Source organism: Abiotrophia sp. (assembly GCF_057275535.1).
This window is the reverse complement of record NZ_DBHIRJ010000001.1, coordinates 191,522-212,707: the sequence shown is the minus strand read 5'-3', so window position 1 is coordinate 212,707 and position 21,186 is coordinate 191,522. Positions and strand designations below refer to the sequence as shown.

Here is a 21,186-nt window from a genome sequence, read left to right as displayed (position 1 = left end):
TCACCACTTGAAAACACGAACAAATTTTCGTATACTAGAGGAGAAGTATGACAGGGGAGAGGAGGGGCATCATGCGCTATGGGATTTTAGAGTTTAAGGATCCGGTGCCGGACACATCACGTAAGATACTGCATGTGGATATGGATGCCTTCTATGCCAATGTCGAGGCGCGGGATAATCCAGCGATTGCTCACAAACCTATTGTGATTGCCAAGCATCCTAAGTTAACCGGAGGTCGGGGAATCGTCTCCACTTGCAACTATAAGGCGCGCGAATATGGTATTCATTCGGCTATGACGGCTGCTGAAGCCTTCAAACGCTGTCCCCATGCGGTCTTTATCGCGGGCGATTGGTCCCACTATCAGGAAGTGTCTCAGCAGATTCGGGCGATTTTTGCCCAGTACACGGACTTGATTGAGCCCATGTCCCTGGACGAGGCCTATCTGGATGTGACCCATAATAAGCTGGGCATCCAAAGTGCGACCTACTTAGCCCAGCGTATTCAAGCTCAGATTAAGGCAGAACTCAACCTAACCTGTTCGATTGGGGTGTCCTATAATAAGTTCCTAGCCAAAATTGCCTCTGACTACCGTAAGCCCTTTGGCATTACGGTGGTAACACCTGATCAAGCCTTGGAATTTTTAGATGACCTACCCATTGATAAGTTCTATGGGGTAGGGCGGCAGTCAGTACCTTATTTTCACCAGAGGGGGATTATGACAGGGGCGGATTTGCGAGCAATTGAATTAGAAGACCTGATTGAACATTTTGGTAAAATGGGCAAATCCCTCTACTACAAGGTGCGCGGTGTCCATGATGCGCCGGTCCAGCCCCATCGTGAGCGCAAGTCCATTGGCAAGGAGACTACCTTTATTCAGTTTCTGGCGGAAGAAGAGGGGGTTCTAGATGCCTTGACCCAGCTGACTAAGCGGGTGGTGGCAATCTTAAAGGCCAAGAATTTCCACGCCCAGACCGTGACGCTTAAGATTCGCTATGATGATTTCGAGACCTTAACGCGTCAACTATCCTTGGGCTCTCCTAGCCAAGATGTAGAGGTGATTAGTCAGGCAGTGCAGGAACTCTGGGAGCTGCACGGTCATTTGCATAAGACTGTCCGCCTACTGGGAGTCTCTACAGCTGGGTTAATCCAGCTCGATAAGGTCAATACGCAATTATCTTTTGAAAAAATGTAAAACAGGTCTGTTACTTTTTAAAATAACTGTTATAATATGAAGTATAACAGTTATTTTGTGTCTAAAGAGAAGGTGACTATATGGCAACCAAACATGATCTGATTATCCAATACATTGAGTCCCTCCCCATCGGGGATAAAATCTCGGTTCGAGGGATTGCCAAGCATCTCAAGATGAGTGAAGGAACGGCCTACCGGGCTATTAAGGACGCCGAAGTACTAGGGATTGTCTCGACCATTGAGCGTGTTGGGACTATCCGCATTGAGAAGAAGCAAAAATATTCACCGGAAATGCTAACCTTTGGTGAAGTGGTGCAGATTATTGAAGGGGAGGTCCAAGGTGGCAGCCAAGGACTGACCCAGCACCTGTCTAAATTCATCATTGGGGCCATGACCAAGGACGCCATGGAGCGTTACTTTACCGACGATTCCCTGATTATTGTGGGGAACCGGGAAGACGTCCAACTCTTTGCCTTGGAAAAGGGCGTGGCGGTACTCATTACCGGGGGCTTCAAGGCTAGTGACCAGGTCATTAGTTTAGCCAATGAACGTAATTTGCCAGTGATTTCCACCACCTTCGATACCTTTACGGTAGCGACCATCATCAACCGGTCCATGGCGGACCAGATGATTAAGAAGGAAATCATGACCATTCGGGATATCTACACACCACTATCCCAGGTGCCACTTCTAGCGCCAAGTGATTCAGTAGCTGACTTCAATCGCTTGATGGAAGAAACAGGCCAGGAACGTTTTCCTGTCTGCTATAACCAACGTCTGATTGGGGTTGTGGCTGCTAAGGACGTCCAAGGTAAGCAAGAATCCATTCAGCTGGAGCGGGTCATGACCAAGAATCCGGTGACTGTCAAGACTCATATGTCGGTGGCTAGTGTCTCGCACAAGATGATTTGGCAGGATATTGAGATGATCCCAGTGGTGGAAGATAACCTTCAACTGCTTGGGGTGGTGACGCGTGAGGAAGTCTCCAAGGCCATTCAAGTGGTCCAACAGCAACCGCAAATGGTTCATACTTTTGAGGAAGACATTACGGCCCAGTTAGAAGTGGCCAGTGAAGTGACGGACTATGATTTCCAAGCCTTCGTACAACCCCAAATGATTGGCAACTTCGGGACGATTTCCTATGGGGTTCTTACTGAACTGATTGCCCAAGTGACGGATCGCAAGGTCTTTGAGTTGACTCATCTCAACAGTGTTATCGAGAAGATTGACCTTCATTATTTCAACCTCATCCAAATCGGCAATGAAATTCAATTTAAGGGCCATGTCTTCAACCACAACCGTCGGGCGGCCCTAACCCAGGTGGATGTTTTCCACGAGAATAGTCTGGTGGCCAAGGCCATTATTACCAGCCAAATGATTGAACGTAACTAAGTTTAGCGAGTAAGGAAGTAGAAAACTACTATGTATATTGAACATCACGAGGCGCAAGCCCTCATCCAATTGATTCAAGCAGCCCAAACCATTATTATTCACCGCCATGTGAGGCCAGATCCGGATGCCATCGGCTCCCAATTAGGACTCAAGTCTCTGATTGAATCCACTTTCCCTGACAAACGCGTCTTAGCGGCGGGCACGACGACTCAAGGGCTCAAGTGGATTGGCTCCATGGACAAGGTGGCAGCTGCCGACTACCAAGGTGCCCTGGTTATTGTCTGTGATACCGCCAACCAACCTCGGATTGACGGCGATCATTATGACAAGGGTGCGACTTTGGTCAAAATTGACCACCATCCTCCTGTTGATGACTACGGGCAACTTCAAATTGTCCATCCGATTGCCAGTTCCACCTGCGAAATCATTGCTGAAATCAGTCGCCACCTAGGTGACCAGCTACCTATGCAGGATCAAGCAGCGCGCCTGCTCTATACTGGTATGGTGTCTGATACGGCTCGTTTCCTCTATGAGTCTACCACCTCGCGGACCTTGGAAGTCGCGGCTTGGCTCAAGCAATATGACTTCTCATCCTTTGAGATTAGTGATCGTTTTATGCGACTGAGTTTTGAAGAAGCCAAATTCCAAGGCCATATCTTTGAGACCATGTCCATTAATGAAGCAGGTGTCGCCTGGGTGACCATTAGCCAAGAAGATATTAAGACATTTGGCATCAGCGAAGAGCAAACCCAGATTGCGGTAACCTTGCCGGGGCGTATCGAAGGTGTCCTGTCTTGGGTCATTTTCGTTCAACAAGAAGGCAATGGTGATCACTATCGTTGCCGTATTCGTTCCAAAGGGCCTGTCATCAACGGGATTGCAGCCAATCATGATGGCGGTGGCCATCCCATGGCTAGTGGCGCTAATGCCCACAGTTTAGCTGAGCGACAAGCCATTGTAGAAGAGTTAACCCAAGCTGTTCTAGCATATCGCCAAGAGCTTGAGCAAGAAGTTTAACATGATGAAGAAAACCCATTATATCATATATGATATAATGGGTTATTTGTGTCTGGAAAGTCGGAGCTAGTGGCCTACTCTGCCGAGTGGACCACTGGCACATCAAGAAAGTGGCAGATTTCCCTCAAAAAGTCACAAATGTCCAGAGCTAGTGGTCCACTCGGCGGAGTGGACCACTGGCTCAAAGACAGCAAAAAAAGAGTTTAGGCTCAGGTCCTAAACTCTTTTCATCTTATTTAAGGAGCCATTCAAAGCCGTCGCGGGCTAAGAGGTCATCGCCTTCTTGAGGGCCATGACTGCCAGCTGGATACTGGGCTAGTGGTGTCTCAGTATCGGCAGTCCAATAGGCTTGAATATTATCCAAGAATTTCCAGGCAGCAGCTACTTCACACCATTGAGTGAAGTGTTCGCGATCGCCTTGGCTAGCTTCGAAAATTAAGCGGGCGTAGTCATCTGGACTTTCTGCCAATTCTTCTGAATTGTAGCGGAAGCTGAGTGGCACGCGGTGGCTATCCTGGCTGTAGCCAATGGCTTTGGTGTTGAGCCAGAGGGTATAGCCCAGGTCAGGGGCGATTTCAATACGGAGCTGGTCGCCTTCCAAGCCGTCTTGAGTCGGATGATAGAGGACATCCACCATAGTTGCCTTCTGATTGAGACGCTTGCCGGTCCGCAGATAGAAAGGAACACCTTCCCATTCTGGCAAATCTAGCATCACTTTTGCAGCAAAATAGGTCTCAGTACGGGAAGCAGGATCTACGCCGTCTTCTTCCAGATAGCCCTTGAGGTCGCCTTGGGCGCTGTATTGGCCACGAACTACACAAGCTTGGCATTCTTGAGCGTCAGCATAGTGATGTAGGTTGGCTAGGCTACGATATTTAGCTGCCTGAATATCTGCTGTTTGGTTGGAGGTAGGTTCTGCCATGGTCAGCAGGGCAAGCAGTTGGAGCATGTGGTTTTGAACCATGTCGCGGCTAGCGCCAGAGTGGTCGTAATAGCCAGCTCGTTCTTCAACCCCCACCATTTCAGGAAGGGAAATTTGGATGCTGGCGATATAATCCTTGTTCCAGGTATGACGGAAAAGTTGGTTGTGGAAACGCAAGTGGTAGAGGGCTTGAACCAGTTCTTTACCCAGATAGTGGTCAATGCGATAGATTTGCGATTCATCGAAGGCCACATTGAGTTTGTCTTGCAATTCTTGGGCAGAAGCTAGGTCATGCCCAAATGGTTTTTCGATAATGAGGCGGTTAAATCCTGATCCCAAAAGACCTTGCGATTTAATGTGCTCGGCAATAATTGGGAAGAAGGTAGGCGACATGGACAGATAGAAGAGGCGGTTACCTTGGGTTTGGTAAGTAGCATCGAGCCGGTCCGCTAATTGCTTGAGTTGGTCATAGTGTTCGGTATTTTGAACATCGTGGGATAGGTAATAGAAGTGGGAGGCGAATTCCTGAACGTGGTCAGGGCTAAGAGCCTGAGCGCCTACACTGTCTACAATGACTTGACGGAAATGCTCATCAGACCATTGACGACGGGCAGTCCCAATCAAAGCAAAATTCTGAGATAGGCGGCCACTGCGATAGAGTTGGTAAATAGCAGGGTAGAGCTTGCGAAAAGCCAAGTCACCCGTAGCCCCAAAGAGGGTTAAAAGGATAGGTTGTTCTTTCATGGGATACCTCCAATTCATTCACTTGTATTATAACCTATCAGTCCTGGATTAGACAATGTAGGTGCTTGGATCAAGCAACTTTTTTGTGGCCAAGTTCCTCTTGCGAGAAAAGGGTGGACTGGGTATAATAAAGGAACACATGGCTCAGAGACCTGTGACATTATATGATTAGCAAGATCATGTTATAAGGAGGCCTTTCGCCTATGAAAGATTTTTTGACAACTACTCAGTCCGCGCCGCCCGCCATTTCCTTGGGCTGGTTCTTGGTCATTGTCGGACTTTTGGTCGTGCTCGGTTGGACTAGCTTACGAAAATATCGCGATCCTGCCTATGTTAAGACCTTCCGAATTATGCAAATTATCCAGTTGACGGTTCTCTATACTTGGTACGTGGTTTATTCCCTGCCTATATCAAATAGTTTGCCACTTTATCATTGTCGTCTAGCAATGTTTGCCTTGGTTCTATGGCCGGGCAAATCGCGTTTCAAGCAATATTTCGCCTTGCTAGGGGCTAGTGGTGCCTTCTTTGCCTTGGTCTATCCGGTTTTCGACCCCTATGATTTCCCGCATGTTACCAGCTTTTCTTTCTTAGTCGGTCACTATGCCTTGTGGGTCAATGCCCTCATCTACCTCTTCAAAAATTACCAACCTAATCTACTCAAGCGCTGGCAGCTTGCAGCCATTACCTTTGCGCTGAATGCTGGTTTAGTGCTGGTTAATATGCTGACAGGTGGTAATTATGGCTTGCTCAGTGAACCGCCTTTTATTAAGGGGAGTCCACTCTGGGTGATTTATTTGGCAGTAAGCCTGGTGCTAATTGCGGCCCTGATTTTAGCAGACTTCTTAGTGGCCAACTGGAAGGCCAAACAAGCCTTAAGACCTCAGGAAATTTATCTTGAAAACTAAGTTTCAAGCACCTAGTTAGCTAGGTGCTTTTTATATGGCTTTAGAAGGGTTTGATTGGCTGACTTATAAAATTTGTATAAAGCCTTAAACCTTAAGTAATCCCACTAGCCTAAGGCTTAAGAGATGGTCTATAATAGAAGAAGTGAAAAAGTCCTACTAAAAAAAATGCGATAGCTAGGCTTTTGGTCTATATATATAAGGAGGGGTATGATGAAGGCAGAACTTATTTCAGTCGGGACAGAACTTTTGATGGGTTATGTGGTCAACAGTAATGCGAGTGATATTGCTAAGCAATTATTAGCCATTGGTATCGGCACCTATTATCAGCAGACAGTAGGGGATAACTGGGAGCGTATTACCCAAGCCTTAGCACTAGCGCATTCGCGTTCAGACTTGGTCATTTTAACTGGTGGTCTGGGTCCTACTCATGATGATATTACCAAGCAAGTAGTGGCGGCCTTTGTTGGGACGACCTTGGAAGAGGATCCGCGCCAACTGGCTAAGTTAAACCAGCATTTAGCTCATGAGGGGCGGGAATGTGCGCCAATTGACTTGCTGCAGGTTCTTACTTTGAAAGGGGGAAAGGCCCTGTGGAATGCCTATGGCTTAGCATGTGGTTCTGTCTACCAACATGAAGGGGTGACCTACATTCTCTTGCCGGGCCCTCCCTTTGAAATGAATCAAATGCTCAAGCAAGAGGTCCTACCAGATTTAGCTAAACAGATAGGCAAGCAAGAAGCCATGGAGTCGCTCTATCTTAATTTCTTTGGTATTGGGGAATCCAAACTAGCCCAAATTTTGGCTCAACCAATTGCAGAGCAAAGCAATCCTACCCTAGGTCTCTATGCCAAGCCGCGTCATATCGCGGTACGTTTAACGGCCAATGCTGCGACCTCTCAAGGCGCTCATGCCCTTAACCAGGCCTTGGCTCAGGAGCTTATTGGCTTGGCTGGCGATTATTATATGGGGCAGGGGGAAGACTTTGATTTCGCGGGCTATGTCTTAGAAAAAATGGCTAATCAAGGTCTGCGACTAGTAAGTCTAGAAGGCTTTACCTATGGTCAACTAGCTAGTCGTCTACGCCAGCAAGATCCTGAGGCGGCTGTCTACCAGCGAGGCTATATTCAAGAAGTGACTGAAGCCAACCTAGAAACTAGCTTAGCCTCTCTCAGTCAAGACTTAGGACAAGACACTTTCTGCTTAGTCAACTATCAGCTAGATCAGGAAGAGGCAATGTTGATCTTGGTCACACCTTCAGGCCAACGCCTAGAGCGACCGGTCTACTTAGGCCAGCGACCTTACGAGGTTCAGGCTAGCATTGTCGTCTATGAAGGCTTAAGCCTCTTGAATAAGCAGGTGAGCTAAAACAAAAGAATCAGAACAAATGTTCTTGTTTTGCTTGCTTTTTGTCGAGATTTTAGGTAAACTATAGAAGAGTTAAGAAAGAGGAGATGTTAAAGAATGAATGAAGATCGCAAAAAAGCCCTAGATAAGGCCCTAAAAGATATTGAAAAAAGCTTTGGTAAGGGCTCTATCATGCGTCTGGGTGAAAAAGTCGACACCAAAATTTCGACCATTCCGTCAGGTTCCCTGGCTTTAGATATTGCCTTAGGGGTAGGTGGCTATCCACGAGGCCGAATTATTGAATGTTATGGTCCAGAGTCTTCTGGTAAGACTACTGTGGCCCTCCATGCCATTGCCGAAGTACAAAAACAAGGGGGCTTGGCTGCCTTCATTGATGCTGAGCATGCCTTGGATCCAGATTATGCTGCTGCTTTAGGGGTTAACATTGATGAGTTACTCTTATCCCAACCAGATACAGGTGAACAAGGTTTGGCTATCGCCGATGCCTTGGTAACATCAGGGGCGGTTGACATCATTGTCATTGACTCGGTTGCAGCCTTGGTACCACGCGCTGAAATCGATGGGGAGATGGGGGATGCCCATGTCGGCTTACAAGCTCGTCTCATGTCCCAAGCGCTTCGTAAATTATCCGGTAATGTCAACAAGACCAAAACCATCTGCTTCTTCATCAACCAATTGCGTGAAAAAGTAGGGATTATGTTCGGGAACCCTGAGACAACACCAGGTGGACGTGCCCTCAAATTCTACTCAACGGTTCGTTTAGAAGTGCGTAAGGCTGAGTTGATTAAGAACGGTAGCGAAGTGATTGGTAGCCGTGCAAAAATCAAGGTTGTTAAGAACAAAGTGGCGCCACCATTTAAGGAAGCCCTAGTGGACATTGTCTATGGTAAAGGGATTTCTAAGGTGGGTGAGCTAGTCGATATGGCAGCTGATTTGGATATTGTCAATAAGGCAGGCTCTTGGTACTCCTACGGCGAGGCTCGTATTGGGCAAGGTCGTGAAGCTGCTAAACAATACCTCTTAGACAACCCAGAAGTACAAGCAGAAATCGAAGCTCGTGTTCGGGCTCACTATAAGATTGGCGAAGCACCTGAGACTAACGAAGAAGCTCAAGTGGCTTTAGGTGGACTTTTCCAAGAATAAGATAAAAGTATGTGGCCGGATGTCTTCCAGCCATATTTTTTCACAGACAAATAAAAAGTCCGCCAAATGGCGGACTTTTTAAATAGTTAGACGCTAGCAATTTCCAATGGTTTGCGGTACTTTTTAAGCCAAGTCTGGTCTAAGACGAAGGCAGCAATACCTAAGAGACTGACAGCCAAGCCAATCCATACAGGCATTGGGAAGTAGTGAAGGGTAATGGTGTGGTCGCCCTTCTTAATTGGAATAGCGAGTAGGGTGTCATTCAAGACTGAGATGCCTTGGACAGGTTGGCCATTATCCGTAATGCGCCAGTGCTTGTCGTAAGGGATGGTGAAGAGCAGATAGCCTTCTTCTTGTTCTGTATTAATGGTACCCGTAATCTTATTGTGCTTGAAGCTAGTTACTTTAAAGAGATGGTCCTGCTTGCTAGCAATCATCGCATCATAGCGCGCCTTATCAAACTCGTAGAGTTTTGGTAGGTTAGCTTTCAATTCTGGTTTTTCAAGACGAACCCTGAGTTCTTGATTATCCTGAATTTTCTTGTAGGACGCATTAGTGATTTGGCGATAGGAGAAGGTCCCATAGAAGTGGTAGGCTTCGCTGTTAAGATCCAGCTTGGTCTTCTCACCATCATATTGGCTAGGAAGGGTGAAGTAGTAAGGATTTTCGCTAGTTGTATTGAAGCGGAAGCTGAAGTAATGAGGGGCTTTTGGCTTGGTTGGATCATCGCTGTTAGCTTCGCTATTGCGTGAATAGGTCAGATAATCCCCGTCACCTCGGTTGGTGATGGTGACATTGACAGGAGCTTCTTCCTTGATCTCATGCTCAGTAAAGTAAGGCTTGCCGCTTCCCTTATAGTCCACGAGGCTGAGTAGGTATTCTTGGTTTTGAATAGGTTGATGGTTGACTAATGGGTCGGTAAGGACCGTCAATTGGCTTGAAACTTCAATCCCCAAGCCCAGACGCTCAGTATTCTCATGCACCACATAACGCGGTTGGCTATCAATGGTTGGGTAGGCTTGAATATCCAAATCAGTAGCTATTTGATAAAGTTTATACTGGTCAGGCAAGGTGTTGGCTGCCGTATCTTTGGAAGGATCCAAGAGATAGCGGATATTGAAAAGATCATCCGTGAAGAGGGTCCCGTTACTATACTCTACAACCCCAGAAGTCTGAGGAAGTCCCAAATAGCCAAAGAGCTTAGGCGCGTTGGCATCAATGGTAGAACCAAAGTGGTTCATGCCATTGAAATGGGTGTACATGGCCTCGTTTTTAGAACGCTGATAGGTGGTATGAATCCGATAGAAATCATCCGACGGGGACCGAAGCCCAGTAAGAGATTTATCTAAAATCGCGACATAGTCGTTAAACTTAGAAAGTTGAACATAACTTAATTCTTGCAGAATCAAGGCACCATTAGTGAAAATCTCGCAGGCCACAACCGCTAGTAAGGCTACTTGCATGAGCTTAGGCTGAAGAAATTCGAAGTGAAGAACTAAAATAATCAAAAGGGCAAAAATTAAGCTTAAGAGCAAGTTAGCTTCAATCTTGGTTGCGCCTAGGTTATTAAAGTCGATATTGATGGCATTGAGCTTGAGAAACTTATACTCGGCCATGCGACCGTAATAATAGTAGGTATAGACCGTGACACCTACAATCATCAGGATGCTTTGCCAGTAGGCCAAGGTCTGACGACGATTTTGGAAGGCTTTGAGGGCCAAAATAATGAGGAAGAAGGTGGTCAAGAAGGAGAAGCGGAAGTGGTACCAGATTGGGAACTGGCCACCATGCCATAAACGGTCAAAAATCTTGAAGTGGAATCCTAAATAAAAAGGAATCAAGACCACAATGGCCGCAATTTTTTCTTGCCAACGAATCTTGCGGATGAAGAAGTAGTAGACTACGAAGAGACTGACTAAGATAGAAGAGTAGAGGTTTGGCGAACCTTTCTTAATCTCGTCGAAAACGAAGGAACCAAGGAAAAGTTTGGAACCAATAGCCTCTAGATTATGGGCCACATCCCAATTCCAGTCGGTCTTGGTGTGGGTTGCTTTACTGCTTAGCAAGGCCATGAAGGTGGGGATCAACATCATGGCACTAATGGCAGCTCCCATCAGGGACTGGATGACGAAGTCACTATAGTGTTGGATAAAGGATTTAATGGTCACCTTAGGGAACTTCTCGAAGATGACATAGCCGGCATAGAAGGCTAGGAAGATACACATCATAAAGCCAATGTAGTAGTTGGAAATTAGGCTGACGGCCAACATGATGACATAGAGCTTACTGCGACGTTGAGTCATGATGCGGTCTAGACCTAGGGCAATCAGTGGCAGGAAGACTAAGACGTCGAACCACATGATGTTGAGCATATAGGTAAAGGTATAGCTCATTAAGGCATAGGCATTAGCAAAGAGGCTACTCATGACAGTATTTGTCTGATACTTCTTACGCGCAAAGTAGAAGAAGGTCAGGCTGGCTCCGGCTAATTTGAGATAGGTCAAGAGGGTGACGCCGACAGCTAGATGTTGCTCATCGAAGAGGAGCAAGACTAGGTTAAAGGGACTCATAAGATAATAAGCCCAAACCCCAATCATTTCCCCCCCATAGCCTTTTTGGAAACTGTAGAGGAATTGCTCTGGCGTCTGAGTCAGAGTCTGCCGGAAGAGACTGAAGAAGTCGATGTACTGTTGGCCCAAGTCGATAGTTAGCATGGAATTGGAGCCAAAAGGCGCAAATCCTTTGAAAAGGGCCAAACCAAGTAGAATGAGTGTGGTTAAGCCCAGGTTTAATAGATATGGTTTGTAGCGTACGAAGCGTTGCAACGCGCGCTGGTTCACGTGCTGGTTCATATATACCTCCAATGATTTATTGCATTCCCACTTATTCTACCAAATTTTAAGCCTAATAGCATCCTCTAAACAACTAGATTTTTAGCTTTTTTTATGGATTTATGATGAACTATTATCTTTTGCTGGATTCTTTTGGTATAATAGAGAAGCTTAGAATATTATGAAGGGAATGGAGTGCTGAAATGCCACGTTATAAGTTAAAGAAACCGAAGAATAAATCCCATATTCCCTTTCGTTTGAACCTTCTATTAATGATTTCCTTTTTATGTTTTGCGGCCCTTTTCGTACGCTTGGGCTATATCCAACTCTATAATGGGCAAATGTTCAAACGAATGGTTGAACGGACCGAGTCCACTACTTCGACAGGTTCTGTGCCACGAGGGATGATTTACGATAGCAATGGGAAAATCCTAGTCGGCAACCAGCCAGAACGCGCAATCCTTTATACGCGGGATAGTGACTCTAAAGTACAAGCCAAGGATATTGTTGCAGTTGCACGTCGATTAGCTTCTTTAGTTGATGTTCCAACGCAAGAAGTAACCGAGCGGGACCGGAAAGATTATTTCGTTGTGACTAACCCTGATACCGTCAATGGCCGTTTAACAGCTGAACAACGCAAATTAGCGGGTTCAGAAGCCTATGAGGCTCAACTAGCAGCTGTAACTGAAGATGATATTCAATATTCAGAGTCCGAACTTAAGATAATTGCCCTTTTCAAACGCATGAACAGTGCCTTCTCGCTGTCAACAGTAACTGTTAAGAATAAAAATGTGACGCCTGATGAAGTTGCACGGGTTAGTGAACACTTGGGTGAGTTACCAGGCATTCAAGTTGGGACTGACTGGCAACGGGTCTATCCGCAAGGAGAAATGATGCGTTCTATTCTGGGACAAGTTTCCTCGGAACAACGGGGCTTGCCAAGCGAACTGGCTCCTATGTACTTGGCGCGTGGCTATGCCATGAATGACCGGGTAGGGATTAGTTACTTGGAGCAACAATATGAAGATGTCTTACATGGTGCCAAGTCGGTATCTAAGATTGTCACCGACTCTTCAGATGATGTCTTAGCCAAGCAAAAGGTCTATGAAGGATCTAAGGGTGATAACCTGGTCATGACCATGGACATCGATTTCCAGAAAAAACTGGAAGAGATTGCCGAAAGCTCGCTTAAGAAAATTGAAAACCGTGGTTTCAACGACCGGGTCTACATAGCCGTGCTTAACCCTAATAATGGGGATGTTTTAGCTCTGGTTGGTAAACGATTCAAATACAACCAAGCGACCGACTCTTATGATTATGAAACCATCGAAGATGATACCTTGGGAACCCTCAATACTTCTTATGGGATGGGGTCTTCGGTAAAGCCCGCCATGGTGGCTATGGGTTACATGTCGGGTGCGCTCAGCCTAGATAATAATACCATCTTGGATGAACCGATGAAGTTCCAGGCCTCTGCTGAGAAGAGTTCTGTCTTCAACCGTTATGGCCAAGTCAATATCAATGATATCGAAGCCTTACAAAAGTCTTCTAACATCTATATGATTAAGACCGCTATGAAGATGGGTGGTCAAAATGAATATACCAAGGACGGTAAGTTGGACATTGATCCTAAAACCTTGGATACCATGCGTGAATACTTTGCCGAGTTTGGTTTAGGAACTAAGACAGGGATTGACATTCCAAGTGAATCAGTGGGGTATCTGCCACAGTCTGAACAACTGGTTAACATCTTGGACTTGTCTTATGGGCAGTTTGACTTGTATACGCCACTGCAATTAGTTCAATATGCTAGTGTCATTGCCAACGGTGGGGTTCGTTATGCGCCACGTTTGGTTAAGGAAATCCGCAATACAGATGCCAATGGTCACTTAGGTGGAGTAGAAACGACGATTGAACCTAAGGTCATGAACGTGGTGCCCGTAGAAAAAGCTGTTATGGACCGGATTCATGAAGGGATGTACCAAGTTTCCCATACGATGGACGGGACAGCTCATTACCTCTTCATGGACTACCCAATTAAAGTCGGTTCTAAGACAGGGACGGCCGAAGCCTTCTATGCTGGACCTATTCAATACGCGGCTAATAATCCAGTGGTTAACGCCACTTATATCGGTTATGCGCCTTATGATAAGCCTGAGATTGCGGTGAGCGTGGTCTTACCCTATCTACCAGCAGATGCAACCGGTCGTGATTCCACCCGAATTGCCCGGGACGTGATGAATGCTTATTTTGAAACGAGAGAAGCTACACGCTCAACGATTGAAAGCTATAAGCCAAATCAACCATAAGTGTGAGGGGCTGGAACTTAAGTTCCAGCCTCTTTTTGGACTTTAAGTACTATTAGTTTACTCGTAAGAAACAAAAAATAGGTGTCTACTTGTTAACTATTTTTGTAAGCTCTATAAAAAATGAGTGCTAGCGTATATTTTTGTGCCTAACTTTGTTATAATAAGAGAGTAGTATTGAGATGAAGGAGGCGGGTTAGTTGCCACAAGCATTAATTATTTATGCAAGCTTGACCGGAAACACTGAAGCCTGTGCAGATATTCTGGCAGAAGCCCTAGAAGGACACGGGGTTGAGGTCACCCTGCATGATGTCATGCAAGCCGAGGCAGCAGACTTTGAAGACTATGACTGCTGTATCGCGGGAGCCTATACCTATGGCGTGGACGGTGTCTTGCCTGATGAAATGTTAGACTTTTCTGAAGACTTAGGGCAATTAGATTTATCAGGTAAGGTCTTTGGGGTCTTTGGTTCTGGGGACGAGTTCTATGAAGTCTTCTGTGGGGCAGTTGATACCCTGGAAGAACAATTCAAGAAAGCAGGCGCTCGTCAAGCTGGCGCCAGCGTCAAGGTCAACCTCTACCCGGAAGATGAGGCCGTGACCGAATTAGAACGTCTGGCGCAAGATTTAGCCGACGCTTTAGCTGACAATTAAGATTAAGATAGATACAAGGAGAAACTTATGACTTTAGCGAATTTTGATGAATTATTAGCCAAATATGCCCATCTCTTAATTAAAAAGGGCTTGAACGTAGGGACGGGAGATTATGTCCACATCAATACCGATGTTAACCAAATTCAATTGACTCACCTCTTGGTCAAGCAAGCCTATGAAGCAGGGGCAGCCCATGTTGCCGTAGACTTCTCAGACGACACCTTGACTCGCCTCAAATACGAACATGAAAGCACAGAAACCTTGTGCGAGGTACCTGACTATGCTGTAGCTAAGGCAGAATACTTTTTGGAAAAACGTGCTAAGCGCCTTGCCTTACGCTCAACTGACCCTAACAACCTATCTGGTTTAGACGCTCAGAAAATTAGTGCGTCACAACGTGCCTTGCGTTCAGCTATTGCCCATGTGTCAACCGCTATCCAAGCGAATGAAGTGAGTTGGTTGGTAGCGGCAGGGGCTGCACCAGCTTGGGCGGCAGTCGTCTTTCCTGACTTAGGCTCAAGTCAAGAGCAAGTAGATGCATTATGGGAAGCCATCTTTAAAGCTAACCGTATCTATGCCGACGATCCAATCGCGGCTTGGGATCAACACGTTGAAACCTTAGATCAAAAAGCTAAGTTCTTGAACGATACACAATTTGATGCCCTTCACTATACTGGTCCAGGGACTGACTTAGTCTTGGGCTTACCTAAGAACCATGTCTGGGAAAGTGCGGGCTCCCTTAACCGTAAAGGTGAAATCTTCATTGCTAACATGCCAACTGAAGAAGTCTTCACAGCACCTGATTTCCGTCGCGCTGAAGGCTATGTTTCGAGCTCTAAGCCATTGGCTTACGGTGGGACGGTTATCGAAGGCATGAAGTTTACCTTCAAGGACGGCCAAATTGTGGAAGTGTCAGCTGAAAAAGGGGAAGAAACGCTCAAGCGTCTTGTAGAAGAAAACGAAGGGGCGCGTGGCCTAGGGGAAGTTGCCCTGGTTGCTCACAAAACGCCAATTTCTCAATCAGGTATTACCTTCTTCAATACCCTCTTCGACGAAAATGCCTCCAACCACTTAGCAATCGGGCAAGCCTATGCAACCTCGGTACAAGGTGGGACTGACATGAGTCAAGAAGAATTGGCACAAGCAGGTCTCAACCGATCCATTGTCCACGTGGACTTTATGATTGGGAATGAGCACATGGATATTGATGGGATTAAGGCAGATGGGACTCGTGTCCCTATCTTCCGTAAGGGCGAATGGGCCTACTAAGCTAGAGAGGATGTAAAAGATGCCGACACACGATGCAAGCCAAGACCTCAGCCGTAAAATTAATCGGCGCCTGACCCGTAGTGGTTGGGTCTATATGCTAGGCCTAGTGGCTTTCCTCTTTGTAGCCATCTACGCCTTCAATCAACTCTTTCAATTGCCGATGAAGAAGAAGACGGCTGAAATTGAAAGTCTCAATAGTCGTATCGAAGAAATGGAGTCGCGCTTAGAACAGGTAGAGGCGAGTCTCTCCATTGAAGTACCTTCAGAATAGGCCTTAGGCCATTAAACTTCATGAAAAGGAGCAAGGGAAATGGTAAAAGTTAAGAAAGCTGTCATTCCGGCCGCAGGTTATGGGACGCGCTTCCTGCCAGCTACCAAGGCTATGGCTAAGGAAATGTTACCGATTGTGGATAAACCAACCATTCAATTTATTGTGGAAGAAGCCATTGAAGCAGGGATTGAAGATATCCTAATCGTCACTGGTAAGAGCAAACGTCCCATTGAAGACCACTTCGATTCCAACATTGAATTGGAAGAACACCTACGTAAGCAAGGTAAGGATGATTTGCTGGAATTGGTTAAGCCAACCAATGTCAACCTTTTCTTCGTTCGCCAATCTTATCCTAAGGGCTTGGGTCATGCCATTCTGCAAGCCAAAGCCTTTGTGGGCAATGAGCCCTTTGTGGTCATGCTAGGGGATGACATTATGCAGGGTCAGGAGCCCCTAACTAAGCAATTGATTGATGTCTATGAGAAGACACATGCCTCTAATATCGCAGTCATGGAAGTGCCTCATGAAGAGACGTCTAAGTACGGGATTATCGCACCTGAGCGTGAGCTAGAAGATGGGATTTACAATGTAGAATACTTTGTAGAAAAACCTAAGCCAGAGGATGCCCCAAGTGACCTAGCCATTATTGGGCGCTACTTGTTGACTCCTGAGATTTTTGACATCTTAGAAAATCAAGCACCGGGTGCAGGTGGTGAAATCCAGTTGACCGATGCCATTGATACCCTCAACAAGACCCAAAGAGTCTTTGCTAAACGTTTTGATGGCAAACGTTACGATATTGGTAATAAGTTAGGTTTCTTGGAAATGAGTATTGAGTATGGGCTCAAGCACCCAGAAATCAAAGAGGGTCTCCGTGACTATCTCTTAAACATTGCTGAGAATTTAGAATAATTAGATTAAGAGGTTGAAAGCGTGCTTTCAGCCTCTTTTCTTATGTCGGCTTTGGAGCCAGGGGGAAGCTAAGGATGGGATGTAAATAAATGTCGCAATAATTATCACAACATTTTAAAGTTGCTCATAAACCCTTTCGTAGCTTGAAAGATAAGAGCGTTACTATCTGGTAACTAAATCTAAAAAAACGATAAAATTCTGATTTAGGACTCTCTCTTGGCCTTAAAATGTGCTATAATGAGACTGTTCAATAAAAATATGTAATAGGGGTGTTCCTATGGCAATTCTCGTAACAGGCGGAGCAGGTTATATCGGTAGTCATACCGTCGTGGAATTATTAGCTGCTGGCCATGAAGTTGTAATTGTTGATAATTTTTCTAATTCTAAACCAGAAGTATTAAATCGTATTCGCCAAATCTCAGGTAAGGACTTTGCTTTTTATCAAGTGGATGTTTTAGACAAGGACGCCATGCGCCAAGTCTTCAAGGAAAATGATATTCAAGCAGTCATTCATTTCTCAGGCTATAAGGCAGTTGGGGAATCCGTTGCGGAGCCAATTAAGTACTATCACAATAACGTAGGTGGTGCCATCGCCTTAGTGGAAGTTATGAATGAATTTGGCGTGAAGAATATCGTCTTCTCTAGTTCGGCAACCGTTTATGGCCTTAATAATCCATCGCCTTTAACCGAAGATATGCCGACTCATACTGCTAACAGCCCTTATGGCTCAACCATGGTCATGAAAGAGCAGATTTTCCGTGACTTAGCTGTTTCTGATCCAGACTGGTCCATTACTATCTTGCGCTACTTTAACCCAATTGGGGCCCATGCCTCTGGCCGTATTGGTGAAGACCCTCAGGGAATTCCTAATAACTTGATGCCTTATATTACCCAGGTAGCGGTTGGTAAATTGCCTGCTCTTAGTGTCTTTGGGAATGACTACCCAACGCCTGATGGGACTGGGGTTCGCGACTATATTCACGTAGTAGACTTATCACTCGGTCACCTCAAGGCCTTAGACCGTAACTTGACGGTCAAAGGGGTTGAAACCTATAACCTAGGGACTGGCGAAGGCTACAGTGTCTTGGACTTAATCAAGGCCTTTGAAGAAGCTAATGGTATTAAGGTCAATTACAAGATTGTCGATCGCCGTCCGGGTGATGTGGCAACCTGCTATTCTGATGCTAGCCGGGCTAACCAACTCTTGGGTTGGTACGCTCAACGGAACTTGGTCGATATGTGCCGGGATTCCTGGAAATGGCAGCAAGAAAATCCGCAGGGTTATGACGTGTCCTCTCAAGCTTAAGATGGAGGACTGTTTTGAAAGAAAGACGTACAAAACGGTCAATCCCTTCATCCTATTATGAATATGACGATCGCAACTATCGGCGTAGTCGCCTATTGGTGCTGATTGTCTTCTTCTTGATGGTTATTGGAGTAGTTTGTTTCTTCTATGTAAGTTTTGTATTACGAAATATTAGTTCAGCCTATGAGCCTTTGGTTGAAGTGGCAAGTAGCCCAGCTAATGCTGAATCGAGCTTACCAGAGCGTATTCGAGAGCGTAAACCACTCACACTCTTGTGGCTAGGTGTGGATGATAATGAATCGGGACGTTTGGTCTCAGAGGAGACACGTTTGATTAGCCTCAGTCTGCTGGAAGTAGGGCAAGGAGAGAGCACCCGCCTACAGATTCCGAGTGAATCTACGCTTAAGGAAGGGGCTAGTCTACCAGCTGGTAAATTAGGTCAAGTTTTCATGATGAAACCATTACAATCAATTGAAAAAGCAACACATGAGTTGCTTAATGTGCCGATTGATTATACAATAGAAGTCAGGTTTTCTAAGCTTCGTCCCCTAATTGATCGATTGGGTGGCGTTACCTTAGTGCCTAAGCAAGATTTTGTCTTGGAAAATCGTCTCCTGACCAAGGGCCAAGAGGTGAAATTGACAGGGCGTGAAGTCTATGTTTATTTGGCTCGTCAGACGGATGAGACCTCTCTCAGTCAAGGCCAAAGACAAATGGATGTCTTAGAAGGAATTATCAATCACCTAGCTAATTGGCAGAAAGTGCCAAGTTTAGACCAGGAAGTTGCTCTTCTGCAAGAAGCCATCCGGACAGATATGACTTTTGATGAATTTCTGGACTTGTTCCGGGCGGGTTACTTCAGTCAAATGACGGAAGCCCCTATGTCAATTGTCAACCTAGACGCTGATAGCCAGCATGTCTTGCTCCAACAGTTACAAGAGAAGTTGGAAAATAATTAAGGAATGTGATGGAATGACTAATAAAGTAAAACAATCGCGTAGCGAGCTGCACGGTTCTAAGAAGAAAAAATGGGGATTAAGTCGCTGGTTTCTCATTATCTTCTTTTTAGTGCTCCTTGCAGGTGCTGCTCATGCAGTCAGAATACTATGGACAATGAACAACGCTGCTGATCAAGTCAGTCAAAATTCGACTGAAATAGGGAAGAGTGGAACCGTAGATGTGAAGAAAATCCGACCTAAGGAAGCTTCTATTGAAACCGGCGATCCGATTAATATTCTTTTACTAGGGACAGACGATGATGGTCGTGGACGTGACACTAGCAAGGGCTATGTAGGGCGTTCGGACTCCATGATTATTTTGTCCTTGAATCCAAAGACTCGTACCACTAAGATGCTCAGCATCCCGCGGGATGTTTACACCGATATTCAGGGTCATGGACAAGATAAGATTAACCATGCCTTTGCCTTCGGTGGCGTCGACTTAACCATTGATACCGTGCAAAACTTCCTCAATGTGCCAATTGACTACTATGCCGTGGTCAATATGCAAGGTTTGGAACAGTTAATCGATGCTGTAGGTGGGATTGATGTCACGAGCCCAATTACCTTTACCTATCAAGAATCAAGCTTCGTAGCAGGCGAAACCAAGCATGTCGATGGTTGGAATGCTATGAACTTTGCTCGGATGCGCTATGATGATCCTGAAGGGGAGACAGGGCGCCAAAACCGGCAAAAACTGGTGATCAAGGCCTTGGTTGATAAGCTCTCCAATGTTGGGGCGATTGCCAACTACCCGCAATTGCTGGAAGTTGTGGCTAAAAATGTTCAAACCAACCTAGACCTCAAGCAAGCTCTTAATATCTATCAGAAATACTCGCCAGCCCTCCAAAATATCACCGCTATTCGCTTTGAAAATTTGGAAGATTTGATTTTGGATGAAATCTATTACTACTATGCGCCACTCTCATCCCGCCTTAAGGTGGCCAATGAGTTGCGTTTGAATTCAGGCTTAACACCAATTAGTGCTAGTCAACTCCATGATCCTCTTGGGGATACAGGAGGAACAACCACTGCGACGGTTTCCAAGACTTCTAAGTTGATTATCAACCAATATCCAACTGGCTTTACAGCAGAGGAACTGCAACAAGTATCCCAAACGCAAGATAATGCGCAGAACTTCCGGCAGAATGAGTATTACAATCCAGTAGCACCAGCCACTGAATATTATTATGAAGAGCCGGTAGCACCACAACCAGTTCAACCGGATCCTGTCCAACCGACAGTTCCGCCAGAAAATACTGAGCAACCAACACAACCAGTTCAACCAACACAACCAGTTCAACCGGTCACGCCACCAGCGCAAGGATCGGGTAATGGTCAGGGAACACCAGGAACAGGTCAATAAAGTATTTTTATGCCCCGTCTATGACGAGGCTTTTTTTTATCCTTGTATACAAAAAAGACGACTCAGGAGTGAGACGTCTAAGAGAGTGTAGCTGCTTCATCAGCCCCAAAACCATGGCAGTGGCTTGAGGTGGGTCAAGGGTTATTTTACACGGAGAATTTGCTGGCTATCCAAGAGGAAATCCAGGCCGGAGTCGCAGGCCATAAAACGGAAGTGGCCATTGCTTAAGAGGCCAGTGACATAAACACGGCGTTGGCCCAGTTGGATTTTGCCGGTCTTATCATAATATTCGTAGGTGAGCGTCAAGGCTTCTTGACTAACATAATGTTGGTGTAGACGCTCCAGAACATGGTCCATAGGCATAATAAAAGTTTGGACATTAGCATCTGAAGTCGGCGCTTGGAAGAATGGTTGTAACAATTGGCGAGTTGCCTTGGAGACATTGCTGAAGAGGGCGGGCATTGCTTTAGTATTTAATGAGAGTTCCATGGGGGTCATCCTTTCTATGCGAAATAATGTTCTTGCGAACACCTGTTCTATACCTCTAGTATACGAACATGCGTTCATGATGTCAAGCATTTTTTTCAAGGTATG

17 protein-coding genes are annotated in these 21,186 nt (G+C 45.8%); 14 read left to right on the top strand and 3 right to left on the bottom strand.

Translation table 11 applies throughout. The features are described from left to right. Positions 1-71: 71 nt before the first annotated feature. From dinB to ACO53F_RS00970, 3 genes are all read left to right on the top strand, one after another. Positions 72-1,193, top strand: a complete 1,122-nt coding sequence (gene dinB / locus ACO53F_RS00980; protein ID WP_070755346.1) for a DNA polymerase IV — start codon at positions 72-74, stop codon at positions 1,191-1,193. Positions 1,194-1,273: 80 nt separating this feature from the next. Further along, entirely contained in the window at positions 1,274-2,584 is a 1,311-nt protein-coding gene (locus tag ACO53F_RS00975; RefSeq protein WP_023390923.1) for a DRTGG domain-containing protein, read from the top strand. A 30-nt stretch (positions 2,585-2,614) separates the two neighbouring features. Then, on the top strand, positions 2,615-3,601 hold the full coding sequence (locus ACO53F_RS00970; protein WP_485136963.1) for a DHH family phosphoesterase: 987 nt from the start codon (positions 2,615-2,617) through the stop codon (positions 3,599-3,601). A 232-nt stretch (positions 3,602-3,833) separates the two neighbouring features. Here ACO53F_RS00970 and zwf read toward each other — a convergent pair whose 3' ends face one another. After that, on the bottom strand, positions 3,834-5,267 hold the full coding sequence (zwf, locus tag ACO53F_RS00965; protein ID WP_485136962.1) for a glucose-6-phosphate dehydrogenase: 1,434 nt from the start codon (positions 5,265-5,267) through the stop codon (positions 3,834-3,836). Positions 5,268-5,470: 203 nt separating this feature from the next. Between zwf and ACO53F_RS00960 the strand changes: the two genes are divergently transcribed. From ACO53F_RS00960 to recA, 3 genes are all read left to right on the top strand, one after another. Next, a complete protein-coding gene (locus ACO53F_RS00960; RefSeq protein WP_485136961.1) occupies positions 5,471-6,172 on the top strand; it encodes a YwaF family protein in 702 nt (233 codons plus the stop codon). A gap of 210 nt (positions 6,173-6,382) precedes the next feature. Then, entirely contained in the window at positions 6,383-7,537 is a 1,155-nt protein-coding gene (locus ACO53F_RS00955; protein WP_485136960.1) for a molybdopterin-binding protein, read from the top strand. A gap of 96 nt (positions 7,538-7,633) precedes the next feature. After that, complete coding sequence (gene recA, locus ACO53F_RS00950; RefSeq protein WP_070755352.1) at positions 7,634-8,680, top strand: recombinase RecA; 1,047 nt, start codon at positions 7,634-7,636, stop codon at positions 8,678-8,680. Positions 8,681-8,766: 86 nt separating this feature from the next. Here recA and ACO53F_RS00945 read toward each other — a convergent pair whose 3' ends face one another. Next, positions 8,767-11,532, bottom strand: a complete 2,766-nt coding sequence (locus tag ACO53F_RS00945) for a YfhO family protein (RefSeq protein WP_485136959.1) — start codon at positions 11,530-11,532, stop codon at positions 8,767-8,769. Between the two features lie 182 nt (positions 11,533-11,714). Between ACO53F_RS00945 and ACO53F_RS00940 the strand changes: the two genes are divergently transcribed. The 8 genes from ACO53F_RS00940 (at position 11,715) to ACO53F_RS00905 (ending at position 20,592) form a co-directional block, all read left to right on the top strand. Continuing rightward, positions 11,715-13,820, top strand: a complete 2,106-nt coding sequence (locus ACO53F_RS00940; RefSeq protein WP_485136958.1) for a peptidoglycan D,D-transpeptidase FtsI family protein — start codon at positions 11,715-11,717, stop codon at positions 13,818-13,820. A 197-nt stretch (positions 13,821-14,017) separates the two neighbouring features. Next, positions 14,018-14,470 (top strand): flavodoxin, encoded by a 453-nt coding sequence (locus ACO53F_RS00935; RefSeq protein ID WP_070755354.1) that lies wholly within the window; start codon positions 14,018-14,020, stop codon positions 14,468-14,470. Positions 14,471-14,497: 27 nt separating this feature from the next. Continuing rightward, entirely contained in the window at positions 14,498-15,739 is a 1,242-nt protein-coding gene (locus ACO53F_RS00930) for an aminopeptidase (protein ID WP_023390912.1), read from the top strand. A gap of 19 nt (positions 15,740-15,758) precedes the next feature. Continuing rightward, positions 15,759-16,010 (top strand): hypothetical protein, encoded by a 252-nt coding sequence (locus tag ACO53F_RS00925; RefSeq protein WP_023390911.1) that lies wholly within the window; start codon positions 15,759-15,761, stop codon positions 16,008-16,010. Positions 16,011-16,049: 39 nt separating this feature from the next. Beyond that, positions 16,050-16,922: a UTP--glucose-1-phosphate uridylyltransferase GalU gene (gene galU, locus ACO53F_RS00920; RefSeq protein ID WP_291429099.1), complete on the top strand. Its 873-nt coding sequence runs from the start codon at positions 16,050-16,052 to the stop codon at positions 16,920-16,922. A gap of 277 nt (positions 16,923-17,199) precedes the next feature. After that, positions 17,200-18,228, top strand: coding sequence for a UDP-glucose 4-epimerase GalE (gene galE, locus ACO53F_RS00915; RefSeq protein ID WP_485136957.1), 1,029 nt, complete (start codon positions 17,200-17,202; stop codon positions 18,226-18,228). A 14-nt stretch (positions 18,229-18,242) separates the two neighbouring features. Continuing rightward, entirely contained in the window at positions 18,243-19,187 is a 945-nt protein-coding gene (locus tag ACO53F_RS00910) for an LCP family glycopolymer transferase (RefSeq protein ID WP_485136956.1), read from the top strand. Between the two features lie 13 nt (positions 19,188-19,200). Further along, a complete protein-coding gene (locus ACO53F_RS00905) occupies positions 19,201-20,592 on the top strand; it encodes an LCP family glycopolymer transferase (protein ID WP_485136955.1) in 1,392 nt (463 codons plus the stop codon). Between the two features lie 141 nt (positions 20,593-20,733). Here ACO53F_RS00905 and ACO53F_RS00900 read toward each other — a convergent pair whose 3' ends face one another. Then, positions 20,734-21,081 carry a hypothetical protein gene (locus tag ACO53F_RS00900; protein ID WP_298078223.1) on the bottom strand — a complete coding sequence of 116 codons (348 nt, stop codon included), beginning with the start codon at positions 21,079-21,081 and terminating at the stop codon, positions 20,734-20,736. Positions 21,082-21,186: the final 105 nt, after the last annotated feature.

Coding starts and splice junctions, on each gene's coding strand:
- dinB (WP_070755346.1), top strand. CDS start 72: ATGCGCTATGGGATTTTAGAGTTTAAGGATCCGGTGCCGGACACATCA.
- ACO53F_RS00975 (WP_023390923.1), top strand. CDS start 1,274: ATGGCAACCAAACATGATCTGATTATCCAATACATTGAGTCCCTCCCC.
- ACO53F_RS00970 (WP_485136963.1), top strand. CDS start 2,615: ATGTATATTGAACATCACGAGGCGCAAGCCCTCATCCAATTGATTCAA.
- zwf (WP_485136962.1), bottom strand. CDS start 5,267: ATGAAAGAACAACCTATCCTTTTAACCCTCTTTGGGGCTACGGGTGAC.
- ACO53F_RS00960 (WP_485136961.1), top strand. CDS start 5,471: ATGAAAGATTTTTTGACAACTACTCAGTCCGCGCCGCCCGCCATTTCC.
- ACO53F_RS00955 (WP_485136960.1), top strand. CDS start 6,383: ATGAAGGCAGAACTTATTTCAGTCGGGACAGAACTTTTGATGGGTTAT.
- recA (WP_070755352.1), top strand. CDS start 7,634: ATGAATGAAGATCGCAAAAAAGCCCTAGATAAGGCCCTAAAAGATATT.
- ACO53F_RS00945 (WP_485136959.1), bottom strand. CDS start 11,532: ATGAACCAGCACGTGAACCAGCGCGCGTTGCAACGCTTCGTACGCTAC.
- ACO53F_RS00940 (WP_485136958.1), top strand. CDS start 11,715: ATGCCACGTTATAAGTTAAAGAAACCGAAGAATAAATCCCATATTCCC.
- ACO53F_RS00930 (WP_023390912.1), top strand. CDS start 14,498: ATGACTTTAGCGAATTTTGATGAATTATTAGCCAAATATGCCCATCTC.
- ACO53F_RS00925 (WP_023390911.1), top strand. CDS start 15,759: ATGCCGACACACGATGCAAGCCAAGACCTCAGCCGTAAAATTAATCGG.
- galU (WP_291429099.1), top strand. CDS start 16,050: ATGGTAAAAGTTAAGAAAGCTGTCATTCCGGCCGCAGGTTATGGGACG.
- galE (WP_485136957.1), top strand. CDS start 17,200: ATGGCAATTCTCGTAACAGGCGGAGCAGGTTATATCGGTAGTCATACC.
- ACO53F_RS00905 (WP_485136955.1), top strand. CDS start 19,201: ATGACTAATAAAGTAAAACAATCGCGTAGCGAGCTGCACGGTTCTAAG.
- ACO53F_RS00900 (WP_298078223.1), bottom strand. CDS start 21,081: ATGGAACTCTCATTAAATACTAAAGCAATGCCCGCCCTCTTCAGCAAT.